This is a genomic window from Shinella sp. NM-101, assembly GCF_021401195.1.
Taxonomy (GTDB): domain Bacteria; phylum Pseudomonadota; class Alphaproteobacteria; order Rhizobiales; family Rhizobiaceae; genus Shinella.
Genome location: NZ_JACBFT010000004.1, coordinates 236769 through 259474, shown reverse-complemented (window position 1 = coordinate 259474; position 22706 = coordinate 236769). Strand labels below are relative to the sequence as shown.

18 protein-coding genes are annotated in these 22706 nt (G+C 66.8%); 3 read left to right on the top strand and 15 right to left on the bottom strand.

Translation table 11 applies throughout. The features are described from left to right. Positions 1-3: 3 nt before the first annotated feature. The 14 genes from nosZ to L0976_RS10495 all read right to left on the bottom strand — a co-directional run bounded on the left by nosZ (position 4) and on the right by L0976_RS10495 (position 18727). Positions 4-1932 (bottom strand): TAT-dependent nitrous-oxide reductase, encoded by a 1929-nt coding sequence (nosZ, locus tag L0976_RS10560; protein ID WP_203320269.1) that lies wholly within the window; start codon positions 1930-1932, stop codon positions 4-6. Between the two features lie 19 nt (positions 1933-1951). Further along, positions 1952-4108, bottom strand: coding sequence for a NosR/NirI family protein (locus L0976_RS10555; RefSeq protein ID WP_234187256.1), 2157 nt, complete (start codon positions 4106-4108; stop codon positions 1952-1954). A gap of 293 nt (positions 4109-4401) precedes the next feature. Further along, positions 4402-5610: an MFS transporter gene (locus tag L0976_RS10550; RefSeq protein ID WP_234187255.1), complete on the bottom strand. Its 1209-nt coding sequence runs from the start codon at positions 5608-5610 to the stop codon at positions 4402-4404. A 1-nt stretch (position 5611) separates the two neighbouring features. Further along, positions 5612-6616 (bottom strand): glycoside hydrolase family 3 N-terminal domain-containing protein, encoded by a 1005-nt coding sequence (locus L0976_RS10545; protein WP_234187254.1) that lies wholly within the window; start codon positions 6614-6616, stop codon positions 5612-5614. Between the two features lie 16 nt (positions 6617-6632). Beyond that, the gene (locus tag L0976_RS10540) at positions 6633-7415 is read right to left on the bottom strand and encodes a DeoR/GlpR family DNA-binding transcription regulator (RefSeq protein WP_234187253.1); all 783 of its coding nucleotides are present in this window, start codon (positions 7413-7415) and stop codon (positions 6633-6635) included. Then, a complete protein-coding gene (locus L0976_RS10535; protein ID WP_234187252.1) occupies positions 7412-8041 on the bottom strand; it encodes an HAD family hydrolase in 630 nt (209 codons plus the stop codon). Before L0976_RS10535 ends, L0976_RS10540 begins: the two co-directional genes overlap by 4 nt. Before the next feature lie 73 nt (positions 8042-8114). Then, the gene (locus L0976_RS10530; RefSeq protein WP_234187386.1) at positions 8115-9746 is read right to left on the bottom strand and encodes a GMC family oxidoreductase; all 1632 of its coding nucleotides are present in this window, start codon (positions 9744-9746) and stop codon (positions 8115-8117) included. 15 nt (positions 9747-9761) lie between these two features. Then, positions 9762-11264 (bottom strand): GMC oxidoreductase, encoded by a 1503-nt coding sequence (locus L0976_RS10525; RefSeq protein WP_234187251.1) that lies wholly within the window; start codon positions 11262-11264, stop codon positions 9762-9764. Positions 11265-11273: 9 nt separating this feature from the next. Continuing rightward, positions 11274-12374, bottom strand: coding sequence for an ABC transporter ATP-binding protein (locus tag L0976_RS10520; RefSeq protein ID WP_234187250.1), 1101 nt, complete (start codon positions 12372-12374; stop codon positions 11274-11276). Positions 12375-12378: 4 nt separating this feature from the next. Continuing rightward, positions 12379-13254: a carbohydrate ABC transporter permease gene (locus L0976_RS10515; RefSeq protein WP_203320261.1), complete on the bottom strand. Its 876-nt coding sequence runs from the start codon at positions 13252-13254 to the stop codon at positions 12379-12381. Further along, a complete protein-coding gene (locus L0976_RS10510) occupies positions 13247-14140 on the bottom strand; it encodes a carbohydrate ABC transporter permease (protein WP_234187249.1) in 894 nt (297 codons plus the stop codon). The genes L0976_RS10515 and L0976_RS10510 overlap by 8 nt, the downstream gene beginning before the upstream one ends. Positions 14141-14207: 67 nt before the next feature. Next, a complete protein-coding gene (locus L0976_RS10505) occupies positions 14208-15455 on the bottom strand; it encodes an ABC transporter substrate-binding protein (RefSeq protein WP_234187248.1) in 1248 nt (415 codons plus the stop codon). A 60-nt stretch (positions 15456-15515) separates the two neighbouring features. Further along, a complete protein-coding gene (hisD, locus tag L0976_RS10500) occupies positions 15516-16829 on the bottom strand; it encodes a histidinol dehydrogenase (RefSeq protein ID WP_234187247.1) in 1314 nt (437 codons plus the stop codon). A gap of 95 nt (positions 16830-16924) precedes the next feature. Further along, on the bottom strand, positions 16925-18727 hold the full coding sequence (locus L0976_RS10495; protein ID WP_234187246.1) for a thiamine pyrophosphate-binding protein: 1803 nt from the start codon (positions 18725-18727) through the stop codon (positions 16925-16927). A 387-nt stretch (positions 18728-19114) separates the two neighbouring features. Between L0976_RS10495 and L0976_RS10490 the strand changes: the two genes are divergently transcribed. After that, positions 19115-19804 (top strand): hypothetical protein, encoded by a 690-nt coding sequence (locus tag L0976_RS10490; RefSeq protein WP_234187245.1) that lies wholly within the window; start codon positions 19115-19117, stop codon positions 19802-19804. Positions 19805-19819: 15 nt separating this feature from the next. Here L0976_RS10490 and L0976_RS10485 read toward each other — a convergent pair whose 3' ends face one another. Next, positions 19820-20647: a helix-turn-helix transcriptional regulator gene (locus L0976_RS10485; RefSeq protein WP_234187244.1), complete on the bottom strand. Its 828-nt coding sequence runs from the start codon at positions 20645-20647 to the stop codon at positions 19820-19822. Positions 20648-20777: 130 nt separating this feature from the next. Between L0976_RS10485 and L0976_RS10480 the strand changes: the two genes are divergently transcribed. Further along, positions 20778-21776, top strand: a complete 999-nt coding sequence (locus L0976_RS10480; RefSeq protein WP_234187243.1) for a Gfo/Idh/MocA family protein — start codon at positions 20778-20780, stop codon at positions 21774-21776. A gap of 32 nt (positions 21777-21808) precedes the next feature. Further along, a complete protein-coding gene (locus tag L0976_RS10475) occupies positions 21809-22693 on the top strand; it encodes a sugar phosphate isomerase/epimerase (RefSeq protein WP_234187242.1) in 885 nt (294 codons plus the stop codon). Positions 22694-22706 lie beyond the last annotated feature (13 nt).

Sequence of the window (22706 nt, the reverse complement as noted above, 5' to 3'; positions counted from 1 at the left end):
TGCTCAGGCGTCCTTCGGTTCGACGAACATCCGGCCGCGCATCTCCATGTGCAGGGCATGGCAGAACCACTGGCAATAGTACCAGTAGACGCCCGGATTGGCCGCGATGAAGGTGACCGAGCTCGTCTGCTGCGGCCCGATCTCCATGGCAACGCCGTGGTTGCCCATGGTGAAGCCGTGCGTCAGGTCGTCGATCTCGTCGAGGTTGGTCACGATCACGGTGACCTCGTCGCCTTCCTTCACCGTGAAGCTCTCGTGGCTGTAGTTCGGCGCGACCGATGTCATGTAGACGCGCACCTTGTTGCCGTCGCGGATGACGGCATCGGTCCATTCGTCGATATTGACGCCGTCGGCCTCGGCCTGCTTGCGCGTCTCGGCCCACATCTTGTCGTTGCGGTCCCAGACCGAGCGGATGTTCGGCAGGATCGAGGGCGAAACGGCGATGGCGTCGTGCGGCTCGGCGAAGTTCGGGCCGTCATGCACCAGCTTCATCTTGTCGCCGGAGATGTCGATGAGCTGGTCGTTCTCCGGCTTCAGCGGGCCGACATTGAGGAAGCGGTCCTTGGAGAACTTGCACAGGCACACCAGCCAGTCGTTGGCGGCATCCAGCGTCTCGCCCATCACCGTCTTCAGGTGGCCGGGCTGGTACTGAACGTCCAGCTTGTCCTTGATCGGGTTGATCTTCTCGCCGGCATAGGCGCGGATGGCCTCCTCGATGTTCCACTTGACCACCTGGCTGTCGAGGAAGAGCGACGTATAGGCGTTGCCGCGGCCGTCGTAGGCCGTGTGGAGCGGGCCGAGGCCGAGTTCCGGTTCGGCCACCACGGCGCTGCGCGGTTCGGCGTTCTCGTAGAAGATCGCGTCGAACTTGGTGACGTCGAGCACGGTGACGGTCGGCGAGAGCTTGCCGTTGATGCACAGGTGCTTCTTGTCCGGCGCCATGTTGCAGCCGTGCGGGTTGTTGGCGATCGGGATGTAGCGGGTGAAGAGGGACTTCGCCTCCTTGCGGCCGTCCAGCACCTTGACGCCGTTGATCTCCTCGAACTGCCCGGCGGCGATGGCCTTCTCGATCTCGGCGAGGTTGAAGACGACGACATGGTCCATCTCGGACTTGGTCATCTCTTCCAGCGTCATGCCCATTTCGGAGTTGTAGCTGGTCGAGAAGGCCCACTTGCCCTCGTAGTCGGCATCGCAGTTGTCGAGGTTGCCGGAGACCTTGACCTGCCAGGCGACTTCCCACTTGTCGGCATCGACCGCGGTGAAGATGTTCACATAGGTCGAGACGTCCTTCATGGTCGAGCCGTCGTTGATGAGCGGTGCCTCGTCCTCGCCGTTGCAGAAGACGTAGTTCGAGCGCGGCCACTTCTGCGGACGAAGGCCATGGATGCCCTTGGCGTTGGGGATTTCCAGGATCGCGTCGGTCTTCATCACGTCGCAGCGAACGCGCGCCACGCGCGTGTTGGCCTTGTCGTTCATGAAGAGGAAGCGGCCGTCGTACTTGCCCTCGGTGAAGGACATGTGGACGTGGTGCAGGTCGCCGTTGTCGTGGATCTTCTTGCCGTTGGCGGCGAGCTGCTTCTTCGTCTTCTCCGACATCGTGCGCTGGTGGATGTGGATCGATTCATTCGTCTGGCCCCAGCCGGTGGCCGAGCAGCGGTTGAACACCGGAACGCGCATCAGTTCGCGCATCGAGGGGATGCCGAGGATGCGCATCTCGCCGGTCTGGCCCGAGGACCAGAAGCCGTAGTAGTCGTCCAGCTTGCCGGGCGCGACCGAGCCGTCGGCCCCGCTCGCCGCACGCGCGGGGGTCGAAAGACCCGCGACGCCGAGGCCGAGCGCGGCCGGCCCCATCGTGCCGGCCAGAACGGCCGTGCCGGCTGTCGCGCTGAAAAGCGCGCGGCGGCTCAATCCCTTGTTTTCCTTGGTTTCCATGGTCGGTTTCCTTCTTCGGTTAAACCTTGGCTGCGGGTTGGTGGATCGGGGCGCCGCCGGGGCTCGCGGCGAGCCTGGCGCGCGACTTCATTCTCTTGATCACGACGGGGCACACCGTTTCGGACTGGTAGAGCACCTGGCAGTGCAGGCAGTTGATGCATTCGTTCGGGTTGATCTCGCCCGTCTTGTGGATCGCCTGCACAGGACACTGGTTGGCGCAGGTCTGGCAGGGGTTTCCGCACTCGTGGTAGCGCTTGAGCCAGTCGAACATGCGCATGCGCGCGGGGATGGCGAGCGCGGCGCCGAGCGGGCAGAGATAGCGGCAGTAGAACCGCTCGACGAAGAGCCCGGCGACGAGAAGCGCGACGGCATAGGCGACGAACGGCCAGGCGCGGATGAACTTCAGGATGATCGCGGTCTTGAACGGCTCGATCTCGGCGAGGTGCTCGGCCTGCTCGACGCTCATCAGCGAGACGCCGAAGAGGCCGAGGAAGATCATGTATTTCACCGGCCAGAGCCGCTCGTGCAGGCCCCAGGGCAGCGTCCATTGCGGGATGCGCAGCTTGCGCGCGATCTGGTTGGTCAGTTCCTGCAGGGCGCCGAAGGGGCAGAGCCAGCCGCAATAGGCCCCGCGCCCCCAGAAGAGCAGCGCGGCGGCGACGGCGAACCACAGGATGAAGGTCAAGGGATCGAGCAGGAAGGCCTGCCAGCTGAAGCCGCCGACGAGGCTGCCGAACAGCGCCATGAGGTTGACGACGGAAAGCTGCGCATTGGCATACCAGCCGAGGAAGACCAGCGTCACCACCAGGAAGGCCATGCGGAAGATGTAGAAGCCCTTGGCGTTCCTGACCGCGTAGGTCTGGAAGAAGAACACGCCCGTCAGCACCACCAGCATGGAGCCGAGCACCGCGATCTTCAGCTTGGAATCGCGCCAGATGCGCTTCCACAGGTCGGCCTGCGCCGCGCCCTCTTCCCGCGGCGAGACGGCGGCGACGTCCTTTGCCGGCGGCGCGACGGCGCGCAGGTATTTCTGCGGCAACTGGTAGCCGAGATCGAAGGTGTGGAAGACCTTCTCGATCGGCCCGACCTCGCGCTGCGCCAGGAGCTGGATGCGGAAGGGCTTTGCCGGATCGAAGCCGAGGCCGGCGGGGATGCGGAAGAGGTCCATCTCGGAAAATTCCGGCGCACCGGAAAGCGCGATGGCGCCGAGGCGGCGGTGGTCGCGGTCGCGGAAGCGCACGGAGACGTCGTCCTGGATCAGCACGATGCGGTCGAAGATGCCGCCGCGCACATAGCCCGAGCCCTTGAAGGAATAGAGCCCGCGCCCGACGACGGCGATGGCGTTCTCGCCCTCCTTCAGCCAGCCCTTGAGGTTGGTTTCCTCGGCCGGGCCGAGCAGCGCCTTGCCGATGGCGGGAACCGAAACGAGCGCCGCCTGCATGTCGATGAAGGTGGTCTGCGGCGCCTCGGCGATGGCGCGGTCGCGCGCCCGCTCGTCGGGATGCCCGGCGAAGGCGGCGTTGACCTGGGCGACGTCGAGCGACAGCCGGCGCAGCGTGCCGTCGCCCTCGGCCTCGACCCAGTCGGCCGGCGCGGCGGCATCGGGATCGATCTCGAAGCGCGGCCCGGCATTGTCCGTTTCCGGCGCCAGCCCGCCGAGGCCGAGCGCGCGGGCGACCTTCAGTCCCGAGCGGACGATCGAATCGTCGATCACCATGACCGTCACGGTCGCGCCGGAGATGATGTCCACCTCATGCGCCGTGCCGCCGGATTTCGCCTCGGCGACGAGGTCGAGCCCGGCATAGCTCGCCACCAGCGCCTTCACCTTCGCCTCGGGAATGCCGATGAGGACGATCGGCTCGGAATGCTTGACGAGCTTTACGCCGACGATCCTGGCATCCTTGCCGACGGCCACGAGCGTATGGATGGGCTTGCCGGAATAGCCTGTCGTGCCCACGAAGTCGGAGGTCATGAAGACCCAGGCCACCGTCTCGCCGCCCTTGAGGACCGGCGCCACCGCCACGTCGTCGCGGATCGGCCCGAAGCCGTCCGCGCCCGGCACGAGGTCGGAGGCCGTGGAGGAAGGGAGATATTCCTGCAGGACGCTGGCCGCGTTGGCGGAGACCGCGAAGCACAGGCTGGCGCAGAGCAATAGGACGAGACGGACGAATTTCATTCCAGGCTTTCCCGCAAATCGTGCCCGGACATTGGATCGCCCGCACCGGCTGGTCTTTGTGCCCCGACAAAGAAGCGGTGATTCCACAGGCAACGGGCGGGAAAGGCAGGCTTTGACGCCGGGGATCGGGGAGGAGATGGCGCGGGATGCGCCGACCGGGCATGCCTTGCGAAAACGGGTTCGCGGGCAGGCCGCTGCGCGCGGCGGACAGCGACCGTCAGCGCCTCCGCGACGCCTTCGGCAGGCAGCCTGCTGCCGCGCGGTAAGGCGCTAGAATGCCCCGGCGTCCCGTCTCAGCGGCGCGCCTGCCGCCGCCTGAGGCTCCGGTCGAGCTGTATCGTGACCGCCGCGATCAGCAGGAACGCCAGCGTGATCAGGACGAAGCTGACGACGAGGCTCGTCGCCTGGGCGAGGAAGCCGAGCAAGGCGGGGCCGAGCAGCAGGCCGCTGTATCCCATCGTGGTCACGATGGAGATGGCCCTGCCCGCGGCCTTTCCGCCGACATGGCCGGCGCTCGCGAAAACCGCCGGCACCATGTTGGCAACGCCGAAGCCGCAAAGGGCGAGAGCGACGAGGGAAACGGCCGCGCTGTCCGTGACGAGCAGGATGGCGACCGACAGGGCGCAGACGAAGCCGCCCGCCCGCACCAGCCGGACATGGCCGACGCGCCGCGTCACGGCATCGCCGACAAGGCGCCCGCCCGCCATGGCGGCGGCGAAGACCGCGAAGGCATAGGCGCCATGGCTGCGGGATGCGCCGAGGATGTCGATCATGTAGATCGCGGTCCAGTCCATCATGCCGCCCTCAGCGAGCAAGGCGAGGAAGGCGACGGTCCCGAGCAGGACGATGAGTGCGCGCTGCGATGCGTCGAGCGCGGTGTCCGCGGCATGCGCGTCTTCACCGGCGGCGGGCGCCGCATGGTCGGCATTCGTGGCGATCAGCCGCGCCGCGACGGCAAGGCCCATCACCAGCACCCCGGCTGCGCCGAGGCACGCCCGCAGGTCGCCGCCGTAGCCGATCAACTGCCCGACGAGGAACGCGCCCGCAAGGTTGCCGATGCTGAAGACGGCATGGAAGGACGACATCAGGTGCCGTCCGGTCTCCCGCTCGATCTGCGAGGCCTGCGTGTTCATGGCCACGTCGAGCGTTCCGAACGCCGCACCGGCCAGCAGCACGCATCCGCCCAGCGCGATCGGATTTCCCACGAAGGGAATGACCAGGAAAACCGCGCCGAAGACCAGGCTGCCGCAAAGGCTCAGCGCCTGGTTGCCGATCACCCGGTCGATATAGCGGCCGACGTTGATCATGAGCACGATCGCGCCGAGGGCGAAGCAGAGCAGGACCAGCCCGAGCTCTCCCTTGTTCAGCCCGACGCCGGCCGCAAGCAGCGGCAGGCTGGATGCCCACGCGCCGATGCCGAGGCCGGCGGCGAGGAAGAAGACGTTGCAATGCAGCCGGCCGGACCGGCGAAGCGGGTTCGCTGCGGCTTGATCGGTCGTCATCTCATTCACCCGCCGCATTCCGCCTGACGCGCGCGGCCGCCTCCGCCAGGCGCTCCGGCGCGATCCTGCCGTCCCGCGCTGCGGCGGCGATGTCCTCGCACAGGGCATCGAGATGCGGCCCGCCGCCGACCAGCAGCAGGTCCGCCCCCGCATTCAGCGACGCGACGGCCGTCTCGGCCAGGGATCGCCCGCGCAGGGTGGCGGGCGCATCGAGATCGTCGCTGACGATCAGGCCCGTGAAGCCGAAATCCTGCCGCAGCATCGCCATCACCGCAGGCGATGTGCTGGCGGCATTGTCGGCGTCGACCGCGGCGACCGGCGCCGGTCCCGTCATGATCGCCTTCGTCCCCGCCTCGATGGCGGCCCTGAAGGGCAGCGCATCCTGGAGAAGGCGCGCGCGGGAGGTCAGCAGCGAGACGTCGGCAAGGGCCGGATCGGCCGAGAGGCTGTTGAAGCCGGGAAAATGCTTGGTGACCGCCGTTATGCCGGCGGCCTGGACGCCCTCGACGAAGGCCGCGACCAGCCGCGCCACGGCTTGCGGGCGGGTTCCCATCGTGCGTGCCTCCAGCCAGGGATTCCTGTCGTCGATGATATCGGCGATGGGCGCGAGGAACATCGAAACCCCGAGGTCGCGGGCGGCGGCGGCCGTCGTCCGGCAGCGTTCGGCAAGCACGTCGCCGGCAATGGCATGCGCCTCGTCCAGCGCGGGAAGCGGCGGGACCAGCCCCTGGAGCCGCTGGATGCCGCCCAGTTCCTGGTCCACCGCGACGATCAGCCGGGGGCTTGCGGCCCGCAGCACCGCGATGGCGGCGCGAAAGCCCTCCGGCGTCTCTTGGGCCAGCCGTTCCGCCGACATGGCGCGCGCGACATACTCCGCCCGGCTCTCGCCGATGAGGACGGAACAGCCACCCTTTTCCAGAAAGGGCGCCATGACGTCCATGACGTCGAGCCTGTCGAAAGCGGGCAGGAGCACCGCCCTCGCATCCCGGTCCATTGAAGCGTTCATCATCGTCTCCGCAATCTCAAACCGTCTGGACATCGACGCCGGCGGCGCGGATGGCGTCGAGGATGGCCATGTCCCGGCTGTCGGTGAAGAGCGTCGAGACCGCGGACATCGGCGCCACTTCGTAGGTCGAGGCCTGGCCGAGCTTGTCGGCCGTCGCCAGGAGCAGGGTCTTGCCGGCGGCCCGGATCATCGCCGATTTCAGGTGGGCATCCTCGTAGTCGTCGGCGCGGAGCGTCAGGTCCCGATCGATGCCGCAGGTGCCGAGAATGCAGTAATCGGCGCGCAGGCCCCGGATCGCATCGACCGCCGCGACGCCGGTGACGCCGCGCGTCAGCCGGCCGAGGCGACCGCCGAGCATGACCACTTCGGCCAGCGGGTGGTCGAGCGCGGCGGCGGCGACATCGACGGCCACCGTCACGATGCGCACGGAAAGCGACGGCGGCAGCGCGCGCACGAAGCGGACGACCGTCGTGCTGGAATCCACCAGCAGCGTCGCGCCCTGCGCAATGGTGGCGGCCGCCGCACGGCCGATCGCCTGCTTCTCGTCCGCCTGCAGCGCCTCGCGGCGCCGGAAATCGAGCACGGGCGTCACGAGCCGCGCCGCGCCGCCGTGAAACCGCTGCACGAGCCCGGCATCCGCGAGGTCGCGCAGGTCGCGGCGGATCGAATCCTCCGAGACGCCGAATTCCTGCGCCAGCCCGGCGGCGAGCACGCGCCCGGCGGTGTTGATCCTGTCGAGTATGACGGCCTGCCGCTCCTCCGGCGACAGCGCCGCCAGTTCCTTCGCGCCCTCGCTCACCCGGCCACCTCCGCCGCGTGCGCCAGGAGGCCGAGCGCCGTCAGGCGGGCCTCCAGCGCCTCGGCGCTGCGGAAGTGCTCGGTATGGAACCCGAGGGCCGCCGCCGCGGCGATATTCGCCGCATTGTCGTCGATGAAGAGGCATTGTTCCGCGCCGACGCCCGCCCGTTCCAGGAAGCGCTCGAAGATCGGCGCATGCGGCTTGACGAGCTTTTCCCTGCCGGAGACGACGAGAACGTCGAACGCATCCAGGAAAGGGAAGATCTCCCGCGCCCTCGGGAAGGTTTCCGCCGACCAGTTGGAAATCGCGTGCACGGGCACGCCGCCCGCCTTCAGCCGGCCGAGCAGCCCCGCGGTTCCGGCGATCTCCCCGCCCAGCATCTCGTGCCAGCGCAGCCAATAGGCCTCGATCAGCCCGGCGCGGTCGGGGTGGCGCGCGCAAAGGTCCGCCACGCCCTCGGCGAAGGGGCGCCCGGCATCGAACTGCTCGTTCCATGCCGGCGTGCAGACCTCCGCGAGAAACGCCGTGACCGCCGCCTCGTCCGGCAGGAGCTTGCGGTAGAGATAGGCGGGATTCCAGTCGATCAGCACGCCGCCGATGTCGAAGACCACAATGCTCGGATTCATTCTTCTGCCTCTTCATGCGCGAATCTGTTCCGAGATATGCATGAACACGCACATAAACGCAATGGCAAAGCCGTCAGGCCCGCAGGAAATCGGCGGCGCGCTCGCCGATCATGATGCAGACGGAATTCGGGTTGCCCGAGATCAGCGCCGGCATGACCGAGGCGTCGGCGACCCGAAGGCCCTCGATGCCGTGCACGCGTAGCGCCGGGTCCACCACCGCCATGTCGTCGCGGCCCATCCGGCACGTCCCGGCGGGATGGAGGGCGGCATGGGCATCCTTGACGCAGAAGGCGCGGATCTCCTCGCGCGTGCGCAGCGACGGGCCTGGCATGTGGCGCGCCGCCACGAACTTCGCGATGGCCGGCTGAGCCATGATGTCGAGGGCCGCCATCGTCCCGTCCGTTATCGCGTCGAGATCGTAGGGATCGGAGAAGTAGCGGGGCGCCACGCGCGGGTTCATGGCAGGGTCCGCGCCGAGAAGCGTCACCTCGCCTCGCGAGCGCGGGCGGATCTGACCGAGATTGACCGTGCAGCCATTGCCGCCGGGCACCGCGTCGACGCCCTCCTCGATGCCCGCGCCGACCACCATGAAATACTGGATATCGGGCGTTGCCTCGTTCCTGTCGCCCCACCAGAAGGCGCCGCCCTCGATGAGGTTGGACGATGCGGGGCCGTTGCGGAAAAGCGCATAGTTGAGGCCCGCGGCGGCCTTCCAGTGCAGCTTCTTGTACTTGTCGTAGCTGTGCGGGCCGTTGAGCTGGTAGACCAGCGAAATCTCGATATGGTCCTGCAGGTTCTGGCCGACGCCCGGCAGGTCGGCATGGACCTCGATCCCGTGCCGCCGCAACGGCGCGGCCGGGCCGATGCCCGAGAGCATGAGGAGCTTCGGCGTGGCGATCGCGCCGGTGGAGACGATCACCTCCCGGTCGGCGCGGTAGATGACCTTGCGCCTGCCCCTGGCGCCCTCGACGCCGACCGCCCGCCCCTTCTCGACCAGCACGCGGGTGACCGCGGTGCCCGTTTCGATGCGCAGGTTGGGCCGCCTGCGCGCCGGGTTGAGATAGGCGACGGCGGCGGAGCTGCGGCGGCCGTTGCGCGCCGTGATCTGGTAGAGGCCGCAGCCTGCGGGATCGCCCGAGTTGAAGTCGGGATTGTAGGGCAGGCCGGCCTGCTGGCAGGCCTGCAGCCAGGCGCGGGTCAGCGGGTGGATGTAGTCGATGTCCGAGACCCCGAGCGGCCCGCCGACACCATGGGCCTCGTTGCAGAAGCGGTTGTTGTCTTCCGCGCGCTTGAAGAAGGGCAGCACATCGCCGTAGCCCCAGCCTTCCGCGCCGAGTTCGACCCATCGCTCGTAATCGGCGGGCACGCCGCGGATATAGATCATCGCGTTGACGGAGCTGCCGCCGCCGAGCACCCGCGCCTGCACCATGGTCGGCGTCTCGTCACGCGCCTGCTCGGGCATCGGTTCCCAGGGAATGCGCTTCAGCAGATCGCCCTGCGCGGTCTTGTAGTAGGCGCCGGGAATGTGGATGTAGGGGCTGAGGTCGCGCGGCCCCTCCTCGACCAGCAGAACGCGGACGGCGGGGTCCTCCGAGAGGCGCGAGGCGACGACGCAGCCGGTGGACCCGCCGCCGACGACGATATAGTCGAAGGTGTCGATCTCGGCCGGGGCGCGCGGGAAAATGCCGTGGCGCGCCGATCCCATGTCCCGAAGTTCCATTCAGTGCCCCCTTGATATGGCCGCGCCGGCCTTGATGGCGAGCGCGGCGACGGTCAGCGCCGGATTGACCGCGGCCGATGTCGGCAGCACCGAGGCATCCGTGACGTAGAGGTTCTCGACATCGTGGCTGCGGCAGTCGAGGTCGACGACCGAGGTTTGCGGATCGGCACCGAGGCGCGCGGTGCCGCACTGGTGCGACGTCGTCTTGCGGCCGAAGGTATGCGTCAGCACGATGGGGAATCCCGCCTTGCGCATGACGGCGCGGGTCTTGCCGATCAGCGCCTCGTGGGCGCGCATGTTCGAGCGTATCCAGTGCATGACGATGCGGCCGTCGCGCACCATCACCCGGCTCTCCGGATTGGGAAGGTCCTCGCTCGTCAGGAACCAGCCATAGGCATGGCGCGCCATGAGTCTCGCGAACCACGCCGGCGCGGGCACCGGCAGGTTGGCCTTCAGGATGTTGCCGGTGATGTGGCCGAGGAGCTGGACGTTGCCGAGCGGAAAGCCGTATTCGTTGTCGGCATTGTAGAAATCGTTGAAGGCGATCGTCTTCTGGTAGACGCAGCTGTTGGCGGCGAAGGGATCGATTGCCAGCATCGCTGTGGTGTTGTGGTTCATGAAGTTGCGGCCGAGCTGGTCCGAGCTGTTGCCGAGACCGGCCGGGTGCGCCGTGCTCGAAGAACGCAGGAGAAGGGCGGCGGACTGGACCGCGCCGGCGGCCACGGCGAAGCGGCCCGCCGCGATGCGATGCTCGGCGCCATCCTTCCGGTAGACGGCGGCGACGACACGCCGTCCCGCCGCGTCGGTTTCAAGGCGGGTGACGTCGGCCCCGGTCACGAGGCTGACATTCGGATGGGCGAGCGCGCTGGCGAGCGGTCCCACCTCCGCGTCGATCTTGCCGGTTCCGGTGTTCGGGAAGGCGTCCCAGCCCGTCTTCGCCCGCTTCAGCCAGGCCTCGATGTCGATCGACAGAGGGAGCGAGGCGGGATGGACGCCGGCCTTTTCCAGTCGGCGGCGGACGGCGGCCATCGCCGGCTCGTCGGGAACCGGCGGATAGCCGTAGGGCTTTTCGTGCGGCGGCTCCGTCGGGTCGCCTTCGGTCGAGCCGCGCACCCGGAAGATCTGCTCTGCCGCATCGTACCAGGGCGAAAGCTCCTCATAGGACAGCGGCCAGCCGGGCGATGCGCCGTCCATGTGGCGGCGGGCGGCGAAATCCTCGCGGCGATAGCGGTACATGACCGCGCCGAAGAATTTCGAGTTGCCGCCGACATAATAATAATTGCCCGGCAGGAAACTTTTCCCGTCCGTGCCCAACCATTCCTCGGACGAGCGGTAGAACCCCTTCTGGAAGATGGCGACATCATCGCGCGCCTCGGGCGTGTCCGTCAGATGCGTCCCGCGTTCGAGGATGACGATCCTGAGGCCCGAAGGCGCGAGGCTGTGCGCCAGGGAAGCTCCGCCGATGCCGGAGCCGATGATGACGATGTCTGCCGTCCCGGTCATGGAAATCTCTCAGTCGATACGCGTTTCGGTTTCGCTGTCGAAGAGGACGATCTTGGACGTATCGACCGCCAGCCCCGCCTCCTTGCCCGCATGGGCCTGCCGCGGCGGAAGCCGGGCGGTCACCTCGACGCCGCCGAGCTGGAAGACGGCGAGCGTATCGGGGCCGGTCGGCTCGACGACGTCGAAATCGACGGTCAGCGCCGGGGCGCCGCCGCTTGTATCAATCGAGAAGTTCTCCGGACGGATGCCGACCAGGACCTTCCTGCCGGAATAGCGGCGCAGCGCCTCCGGGGAGAGGGAAATGCCCGCGATGCGCGCGGCCGGCCGGCGCGCGATATCGATCACGGCGGTTGCCGCCGTGCCCTCGACCTCAAGGACGGCCGGCACGATGTTCATGGCCGGGGAACCGACGAAGCGCGCGACATAGACATTGGCCGGCCGGTCGTAGACGGCCTGCGGCTCGTCGAGCTGCTGCACCACGCCGTCCTTCATGACGGCGACGCGCGTTGCGAGCGTCATCGCCTCGATCTGGTCGTGCGTGACGTAGACGATGGTCGTGCCGAGGCGGGCGTGCAGGCGCTTGATCTCGGTGCGCATGTCGACGCGGAGTTTCGCGTCGAGGTTCGACAGGGGCTCGTCGAAGAGGAACAGCTTCGGCTCGCGCACGATGGCCCGCCCCATGGCGACGCGCTGGCGCTGGCCGCCGGAGAGCTGCGAAGGCTTGCGGTCGAGCAGATGGGTGATCTGCAGGAGGTCCGACGCCGTCTTCACGGCCTTGTCGCGGTCGGCCTGGGCGATCCGGCGGATCTTCATGCCGAACTCGATGTTCTGCCGCACGGTCATCGTCGGATAGAGCGCGTAGGACTGGAACACCATGGCGATGTCGCGGTCCTTCGGCGAGAGGTCGTTGACGGTCTTGCCGGCGATGCGGATCTCGCCGCCGGTGATCGTCTCCAGCCCGGCGATCATGTTCAGCAGCGTGGACTTGCCGCAGCCGGAGGGGCCGAGCAGCACGAGGAAATCGCCGGTTCCGATGGAGATCGACACTTCCTTCAGGACTTCGAGATGACCGTAGGCCTTGCGGACGCGATCGATTTCAAGAGTGGACATGGGCTCAGCCTTTCACGGCGCCGGCCGTCAGCCCGCGGACGAAATAGCGGCCCGCGACGATATAGACGACCAGGGTTGGGATGGCGGCGATCATGGCGGCGGCCATGTCGACGTTGTATTGCTTGCGACCGGTGGTCACGTTGACGATGTTGTTGAGCGCCACCGTGATGGGGCTGCTGGAGCCCGAGGTGAACGAGACGCCGAAGAGGAAGTCGTTCCAGATCTGCGTGAACTGCCAGATGCAGGACACGACGATGATCGGGATCGAGGTCGGCAGGATGACGCTCCAGAAGATGCGGAAGAAGCCCGCGCCGTCGACCATCGCCGCCTTGGTCAACTCGTCCGGCAGCGACACGAAGTAGTTGCGGAAGAACAGCGTCGTGAAGCAGATGCCGTAGGAGGCATGCACGGCGACGAGGCCGGGAATGGAGCCGGCGAGCCCCAGCAGGCCGAGCGTGCGGGCCATCGGAATGAGGATCGCCTGGTAGGGCAGGAAGCAGCCGAACAGCAGGAGGCCGAAGACGAAGTTCGCGCCGGGGAACTTCCACTTCGTGAGGATGTATCCGTTGATCGCCCCGATGCCGGTCGACAGCGCCACCGCCGGGATCACCATCAGCAGCGAGTTGACGAAATAGGGTTTCAGGCCCGTGCATTCGGTGCCGATGCAGGCCTGCGACCACGCCGCGCGCCAGGCGTCGAGCGTGACGGCCTTCGGCAGGCCGATGAAGGAGCCGCCGTAGATCTCGTCGAGCGGCTTCAGCGACGTCACGACCATGACCCAGAGCGGCATCAGGTAGACGAGCGCGACGACGGCCAGGCAGCCGTAGACGACGAGACGGCCGAGCCGCGCCTTGCCGGAGCGGGAGAGGACCTCAGTCATTGTTCTCGCTCCTCAGTTCGGAATAGAGATAGGGAACGATGATGGCCGCCACGGTCATGAGCATCATGACGGCGCTCGCCGCGCCGACGCCCATCTGGTTGCGCCGGAAGGTGGCGGAGAACATGAAGGTCGAGGGCAGTTCGGTCGCCGTGCCCGGCCCGCCATTGGTCAGCGCCAGCACGAGGTCGAAGCTCTTGATGGCGATGTAGCTGAGGAGAACGACGACGCTCAGCATGGCCGGGCGCAGCATGGGGATGATGATCTGCCGGTAGATCAGCGGCAGCGAGGCGCCCTCGATCTGCGCCGCCTTGATGACGGAATTGTCGATGCCGCGCAGGCCCGCGAGGAAGATCGCCATGGCAAAGCCCGAGGACTGCCAGACGCCGGCCACCACGACGGTATAGATCGCCATGTCGGGATTGGTGATCCAGTCGAAGCGGAAGTCCGTCCAGCCGAGATCGTTGACGACCTTCTGGATGCCCAGGCCGGGATTCATGATCCACTTCCACGCCGTCCCGGTCACGATGAAGGAGAGCGCCATCGGGTAGAGGTAGATCGCGCGCAGCACGCCCTCGGCCCGGATGCTCTGGTCGAGGAAGATCGCCATCAGCAGCCCGAGGCCGGTGGAGAGCGCGAGGAACAGCGCCGAGAAGATGAAGAGGTTGGCGACGGCGGTGTGCCAGCGGGGCGTCGCCCAGAGGCGGACATATTGCTCGAGGCCCACGAAATCATAGGTCGGCACGAATTTCGACGATGTCACGGAGATCACGCCCGTCCACAGGATGAACAGGTAGACCGTGACGATGACGACGAGCAGGCTGGGAGCGACGACGAGGCGCGGTAGCCAGCCTGCCAATCGCGAGGACATGCGCTTAGAGGCGCTCATGGGTCAGCTCCGATGGCGGGACTTGCGGAGGAGCCGGCGGGCCGGCTCCTCCTGAGGGCGACTTAGATCAGCGGGCGTTGTCGATGCCGGAGACCAGCATCTTGACCGCATCCTCCGAGCTCATCCTGCCGACGAAGAACTGGGCGGCGACGTCGCTGAAGACGGAAGCGAATTCCGGCTTGGCGGCAAAGCCGTGCGTCATCGCGCCCTGCATGCTGCCCTTCTCGACGGCCTCCGCACGCTCCTTGAAGCCGAGCTTGGCGCAATCGTCGAAATCGTCGACCGGAACGTCGCTGCGCGCCGGGATCGAACCCTTGATGAGGTTGAAGTCCTTCTGCACCTTCGGGTCCATGATGGTCTCGGCGAGCGCGGCCTGCGCCTGCTGCACGCTCTCGTCCTTCACGGTGAACATGCCGAAGCTGTCGATGAGATACTGGAAGGAAGTGACCTTGCCGGGCGTCGCGAAGCAGTAGAAGTCCTGGTTGGGCTTCAGGCCCTTGGCGAGGAACTCGCCCTTGGCCCAGTCGCCCATGAACTGCATGGCGGCCTCGCCGTTGATGACCATGCCTGTCGCCACGGCCCAGTCGCGGCCGACGAAGTTGTCGTCCACGAGGCCGCGCACCTCGCGCAGCGCGTCGAACACCTTGACCATCTCGGGGCTTCCGAGCGCTTCGGGATCGAGGTCGATCGCCGTCTTCTGGTAGAATTCCGGCCCGTTGATGTCCGTCAGCAGCGCATCGAAGATGATGCCGATCTGCCACGGCTCGTCGCCCATCGCGATGGGAACGATGCCCTTCTCCTTCAGCGTCTTGCCGGCTTCGATCAGCTCTGCCCAGCTCTTCGGCACGGCAACGCCGGCATCGTCGAAGAGCTTCTTGTTGGCCCAGACCCAGTTCTGGCGGTGCATGTTGATGGGCGCGGCGATGAAGGCCTCGCCCGAGGTCACGAAGGGCAGGAGCTGCGGGGCGAGCGCCTCGCGCCAGCCGCCGGCCGTGGCGAGGTCGTTGAGGTCGCGCACGACGCCCTGCTCGGCCCACTGCACGCCTTCCCAGCCGAGGAACTGCATGGCGCCCGGCGGGTCGCCCGCCGTCAGGCGGGCGCGCAGCGCCTGCTGTGCATTGGCGCCGCTCATGCCGCCGACCGCCGAATCCTTCCACTGGAAGCCCTTGGCCTCGAGATCCTTGCGGATGACATTGAGTGCCTCGACCTCGCTCTGCGAAACCCAGTGGTGCAGAACTTCGATCTGGCCTTCCGCCCGGGCGGCGACGGGCATCAGCATGGTCGCCGCAAGGGCCGTGGCGATAAACTTGGACATGGTTTCATCCTCTCTGGTTGGGTTTGACCGCGGCCCCTGGCGGGCTCTTGTGCGTGGCTGTTAGTTGGGCTCGACCGGCATAGCGTATCCGACGTTCTTCCCGCCGTAGCGGCGCACGCGGATGTTGGCCTGCTCGGCATGGCCGGAAAAACCTTCCATCAGGCAGAGCCGCGAGCCGTAGGCGCCGATCATGGCGGAGGCCTCGTCGGTCAGGACCTTCTGGTAGGTGCAGGTCTTGAGGAACTTGCCGACCCACAGGCCGCCGGTGTAGCGGGCCGCCTTGTTGGTCGGCAGGGTGTGGTTGGTGCCGATTACCTTGTCGCCGAAGGCGACGTTGGTGCGCGCGCCGAGGAACAGCGCGCCGTAGTTCCTCATGTTGTCGAGGAAGTAGTCCGGATCGTGCGTCATCACCTGGACGTGCTCGGAGGCGACGCGGTCGGCCTCGGCCAGCATCTCCTCGATCGTGTCGCACAGGATGATCTCGCCGCAATCCTCCCAGGCCTTGCCGGCGACCGCCGCCGTCGGCAGTATCTTCAGGAGGCGCTCGATCTCGACGAGCGTGTCGCGCGCCAGCTTTTGCGAATTGGTGATGAGGACGGCCGGCGAGTTGACGCCGTGCTCGGCCTGGCCGAGGAGGTCCGTCGCCACGAGCTCGCCGTCGACGCTGTCGTCCGCGATGACCAGCGTTTCCGTCGGGCCGGCGAAGAGGTCGATGCCGACGCGGCCGAAGAGCAGGCGCTTGGCTTCCGCGACATAGGCGTTGCCGGGCCCGGCGAGCATGTCGACGGGCGCAATCGTCTCGGTGCCGTAGGCCATGGCGGCGATCGCCTGCACGCCGCCGAGGCAATAGATCTCGTCCGCGCCGGCAAGGGCCTGCGCCGCGACGATCTTCTCCGCGATCTTGCCCTGGAACGGCGGGGCGCAGGTGATGACGCGCTCGCAGCCGGCGACGCGCGCCGTCAGCACCGTCATGTGAGCCGAGGCGAGCAGCGGATACTTGCCGCCGGGCACGTAGCAGCCGACATTCTGCACCGGCACGTTCTTGTGGCCGAGGATCACGCCCGGCAGGGTCTCGATCTCGATGTCCTTCAGCGCCGCCTTCTGCGCTTCGGCGAAGCGGCGGATCTGGTCCTGCGCGAAGTCGAGGTCGGCGCGTTCCTGCGCCGTCAGCGCATCGATGCAGCCGGCGATCTCCTGCCGGGTCAGGCGGTAGGAGTCGCGGTCGAACCCGTCGAACCGGACGGAGAGTTCGCGAACCGCCCTGTCCCCGCCGTCCCTGACCTTGGCGAGAAGCGCCTCGACCGCCGTGGTGACCGCACTGTCGGCGCCGCCGTCGTGGGTGGTGGCCTTGGCTGTTTTGATGTGCCGGATCATGACAAAGTCTCTTCGTTCACGGCCGCCGGTGGCGCCGCGTCATCAATGGGCTTGGGAGGGGGACGAGGGAGGCGGCGCCTCCCCCGCAGGTTCGCTTAGAGGTGCTGTTCGCGGGCGCGCATCTCGGCGTAGGCCGCCTGTTCCTTCTCGTAGTAGGCCGGCGACGGGAAGTCCCACCAGCCGGTGGCGAAGGGGCCGGCGGCGTCACGCGAGACGATGACCTCGACGAGGGCCGGGCCGCCGCATTCGAGCGCCGCCTTCAGGCTGCTTTCGAGATCCTCGTCCTTCTCGACCTTCCAGGCCTGAAGGCCGAAGGCCTTGGCGGAAGCGGCGATGTCGGCTGAATAGGGCGCGCCGTTGCCGGCGTGATGGTTGAACTCGGAGGCGATATGGCGGCCCATGAACTTGCGCATGCCGCCGCGGATCGACATGTAGCCCTGGTTGTTCAGCACCAGGAAGACGACATTGATGCCGTTCATGACCGCCGTGCCCATCTCGGGCAGCGACATCATGAAGTCGCCGTCGCCGACGATGGCCACGACCTGCCGGTCCGGGCAGGCGAGCTTGGCGCCCATCGCAGCCGGCACCGCCCAGCCCATCGGCGAATAGGAGCCGGAGGTCAGGTGCGTGCGCGGCTCGTAGACCGGGAAGCTCTGCTTGACCGAGCCCTGCGTGTTGCCCGAGCCGACGACGACGATGCCGTCGCGGTCGAGCACCTTGCGCAGCGCCACCAGCGGGCGCTGCGAGGTGAAGGGCGTCTCGCGGCTGTTCTCGCGCGGCTCGACCTGGGCGCGCCAGTCGGCCTTGGACTTCTGCACGTCGGCGAGGAACGGTTCGCGGCGAGCGAGCATCTTCTGCGAGTCCGTGTCCGAAATCAGCGAGAGCAGCGCCTCCAGCGTCACCTTGGCATCAGCGACGATGCCGACCTCGGTCTCGTAGTTCTTGCCGATCTCGCGCGGGTCGAGGTCGATATGGATCAGCTTGGCCGAGGGGATCGAGAAGGAGACGCCCTTGGCGTAGGACGAGGCCGACCAGTCGGTGAAACGGCAGCCGACCGAGACGACGACGTCGGCCGACGCGGTGATCTTGTTGCCGCAGGTCGTGCCGGTCTGGCCGACGGCGCCGATGAACAGGGCATGATCTTCCGAAATCGCGCCCTTGCCGTTCCAGGTGATGGAGACGGCGGCGCCGAGCTTTTCGGCAAGGCGCGTCAGTTCGGCAGAGGCGTTCGCCGTGATCGCGCCGCCGCCGGCGACGATGACCGGGCGCTCGGCGGCAAGAAGAACCTTCAGCGCCGCCTCGACGGCCTTCGGATCCGGATAGGCGACGCCGACCGGCAGACGCTTGCCGAGCGGATAGATGGTGACATCCGCCGCCTCGACCTGGACGTCCATCGGGACCTCGACATGAACCGGACCCGGGCGGCCCGTCAGCAGTTCGCTGAAGGCGCGGTGCATGATGCTTGGGAGGACCTGCACCGAATTGGCCTGCCAGGCGCGCTTGGTCACCTGCTCGGTGATGCGCGGGAAGGCGTTGTCCTGCTGGCGCTCCAGTTCCTGCATGGTGCCGTGGCCGTGCATGTAGGTCTGGGGCGAGCCGGAGACGTAGAAGAGCGCGGTGGAATCGCAATAGGCGGTCGCAAGGCCGATGATGGTGTTGGCCGCGCCCGGGCCGACCGAGGTCGAGCAGGCCATCGGCTTGCCGGAGGCGCGATAGTAGCCGTCGGCCATGTGAACCGCGCTCTGCTCGTGCATCACCTGGATGAAGGGGATTTCCGAGCCTTCCTGCAGGAAGGCGTCGAACAGCGACCAGATGCCGTGGCCCGGCACGCCCGCCACATATTCGACGCCGTATTCCTTCAACGCTTTCGCGACGACTTGGCCACCTGTCAGTTTCATGTGATCGACCCTCTGAAATCGTGTTCTCTCGGAGCGGAAAGATCGTCCCCTCGGCACGACTTCCAGCGATGGGCTCATTCTTCGTTGGGGCGGGGTGCGACCGCAAGTTCGCAGCCATCGAAACACTGACGCGGGATGACGCACTTCCAAAGCAGTTCTGCTTCATGGATCGCGGCCGCGCCGGCCGCACCGCCGCCACAGGGGCCGATTTGCGGCACCCCGCGCCGCGGCGGAACCGCGGGCGGAAAACGGCCTGACGGGAGGCACACTTCGCAAAGTGAAGCTGGCGTCGCGTCATTACGCGAACAAATTAATTGCGGCGCGCACTTTTTCGCAAGCGCGCGCTATGGCTTTCTCAGGGCACTTTCAGACAACAGGGACGCCGCCGTGCAGAACCTAAGCAGAGATTTGGCCTTCGCGGACGATTTCATTTCCGCAACGCTGGTTGAGAACGTGGTCGACTACGACGTGGCGGACGCCGTCGTGGTCAATATCAGCCCCTCCCCGATGGTGACGGGCGACGAGCACCCCGCCATCGTGCCGGCCTGGAAATCCACATGGCTGAAGGGCGGCCGCATCCGTTCGGCGGAGCGGGCGGCGATCATCAAGGTCGTCAACCCCACCAATCTCGGCGGCTGCATGTTCCGCGGCTGGGACTGGCTCGGCAACCGCATCCGCAGCTTTCCGCGCGATACGCCCCTCTACATCTCGGCGCAGGACGAGATCGGCACGGTGACCCTCGACCCGCGCGTCTTCACCAACGAGCGCGCGAGGGCGGAAGCGCCGCAGGTCTTCACGCTGAAGCTCAATCTCTGGTGGTCGCCGGGCAATACCGACTGCTTCATCCACAACGAGCACCCGTTCCTGGAAACGCATACGCAGATCCACGGGCTCGGGCGCATGCAGAAGTTCACGGCGCGTGACGCCGCCACGCTCTACGAGGACGTCGTGATGCCGATCGGCTATTCGCACGATCCCTTCTGCCGGGTGACGGGCGAGAACCGATGGACCTATCCCTGGCACCGCTACTACGCGGATACCGACAGCTTGTGGCTCGCCGTCGAACTGCACCCCTGACGCGGCAGGGGGTCGTCAGCTCATCTGGATCATGTCCGAGCCGTCGCCGAGATATTGCAGCGCCTCGCGCGGGATCGCGGGGTCGTTGCGGTCGAGCACCGTAAGGTCCTTCAGGTGATCGCGGCGCAGGAGCCCGGGGCCGCGATAGTGCAGCGCCACCTTGGTGGAATAGGGCTGGCGAAAGACCGTCTCGGCGATGCCGCTGGAAATGCCGAACATGAACTTCTTGGCGTTGCGCTTGACCTGCGCATAGACGCCGAAGGTCAGCTCGTTCGACTGGATGCCCTCGAAATCCGCCGTGAAGAGCCGGTCGGCCACCGGGAAGCAGAAGCCGTAGTACTTGAAGACGTATTCGGTCTTCTTCGGATTGTCGAAGCTCGGGAATCGCTCGACGTAATAGTGCTGGAGGAACTCCTTGTTGCGGTAGATGCAGAAGGCCGAGCGCAACACGAAGCCCTTGTAGATCGAGGAGAACTGGTAGCGGTCGTAGACGCCGACGATGTCGTCGTGATCGGCGCTGTTGTTCTCTACGATCATGTCGGAGACGAAGCGCGAGAATTCCGGCAACTGGCGGGCCGTCGCCATCGCGTGGAAGAAATTGCCCTCGACGAGCGTGCGGAACTCCTCGGGATCGGTGAAAAGCATCTGTACGCTGAGGCCGAAGTAGTTCGCGATGATCCGAAGGTTCGCGGTCGACGGCACATGGGCGCCGGACAGGTACTTGTTGAACTGCTGCCGGTTGACGTTGATCTTGCGGCACACCGCCGCGACCGATCCGTGCTGCTCGCAGAGCGTCCTGAGATTGGCTGCCAATGCGGCCCCGTCCCTTCCCATATGTTCCATTCCAGCCCCCGATGAGTGACGCATTGTGACGCTAGAATTACTTCATGTCGCTAATGACTTCAATGATCTGCGAAGTTGTGGCGGACGGCGCGCGCAGGCAATCTCCGGGTGAAGAAGAGGAGGATCCACGGTGCATTCGACAGGAGAGGCCGGGTGGTCGGTCATGGGCACCGGCACGATCGCGACCGAGCACATGGTCGCGGCAATCCGTGCGGCGGGCCACCGGCCGCTGTGGGCCGTCAGCCGCAACCGGCAATATGCCGCGCATTTCTCGCAGGACATGGAAATCCCCGGCATCTCCGTCGACGCCCGGCGGACCCTGCAGGATCCCCGCGTCGGCTTTGCCTATGTCAGCGCCGCCCGGGATCGCCGCAGGCACTATATCCAGGCGGCGGCGGCCGAGGGGCGGCATGTTCTTTGCGACGGCCCGATCGCCGCCAGCAGCCGCATCGCCGCCACCCTTGCCGAGACGTGCAGGAACGCGGGCATCGTGCTCGCCCTCAACCAGCCCTTCCGTGCCCTGTCGCCGCACCAGACCATGCGCCGCCTGCTTCAGGAGGGCGAGATCGGTACCCTGCAATCGCTTCTCATCGCGCGCGGCGCGCCCTTCCAGCCGCCGCCGAACCGCCATCCCGATGAGGAAACGGACCACGGCGACGCGCTCTTCGAGATGTCCGTCGACAGCATCGACCTCGCGCGTTTCCTGACCGGCCAAGAGCCGGCTGCCGTTTCCGCGCTCCCGGCCGTGCCGCCGGGCAACGGCGCGGGACAGCAGGCCTATGCGATCGAGATGTCCGGCGGGGCGATCTTCCAGTCCTACGAGAGCTTCACGACCGCGGAATTCGACAGCATCGTCATGCTCGCCGGCGATCGCGGCACCCTCCTCGCCCACGGGACGCTCAGCGGCAAGGGATCCGGCGCCCTCGTCCGGCGGCTGAACGGGCGCAACGAGCTCATCCCCATCCGCGACCGCGACCAGCATGTGACGACGGTGGAAGCCTTCATCGCCTTGCCGCAGAAGCCCGCGGGCTGGATGTCCGTCGGAGAGGACAATGTCATGGCGCTTCGCACCGCCGAGGCGGTGAGGGCTGCCCAGCAGAAACGCCCCGCATCCATCCGCACGCGCTGAAGAAACCAGACATTCACACGAGGTTCGCCCCCATGACCAGGCTCCAGAACCAGCTCATCTTCCATTCGATGGCCTCAAGGCCCAACAGCCTTGCGATGGATATCGCGATCGCAAGACGCCTCGGTTTCGACGGCCTCGAAACCTCCGGCGCCAAGATCGCCGCGTTCCTGGAGGCCGGCTTCACCGAGCGCGAATTGAAGGAGCGCCTCGACGGCCTTTTCCTTCCGGGCATCGGCTTCCTCATCGATCTCGAACGCCAGGGAGACGGACGCGCGCAGATGCTGCGCGAGGCGGAGGCGCTTTGCGGCCTCGCCGTCGCGGCCGGCGCGAAAGGGATCGAAGCCATCACCGGGCCGCTCGACATCAGGGTGTTCGAGCCGGATGCCGCCGCGCGCCATCCCGGCCTCTACCGCGGGCTCATCGACCTGCCGGAGGCGGACCAGACCGAGCTTACCGCGCGCAACCTCCAGGCAGTCGCGGACATCGCCGCCGCCCACGGGCTGGTGGTCTATCTGGAGGCGCTGTCCTGGACGCCGCTCAACACGCTCGATGCCCAACGACGCATCCTCGACCTCTGCAAGCGGGACAATGTGCGGATCGTCATCGACTTCTGGCATTCCTATACATCCGGCGACACGCCGGAGCGCATCTCGCGGCTCGACAAGGAGCTTATCTACGGCGTGCATCTCTGCGATTCCCTGCCCTTCACCGGCGGCATACCAAACGAGCCGGTGCTGCGGGACGTGCCCACGGGCCGGGGCGTCCTTGACCTCAGGGAATGGGTCGACGCCGTGCGATCGACCGGCTACCGGGGCTGGTGGAGCTGCGAGCTCTTCTGCAGGCGCCAGCACCAGGACGACAGCTTCGCCGTGGCCGCCGAACTCAAGGCCGTCATGGAGCGGCTGATCCCGAACTGAGGCGCGGGCCGCG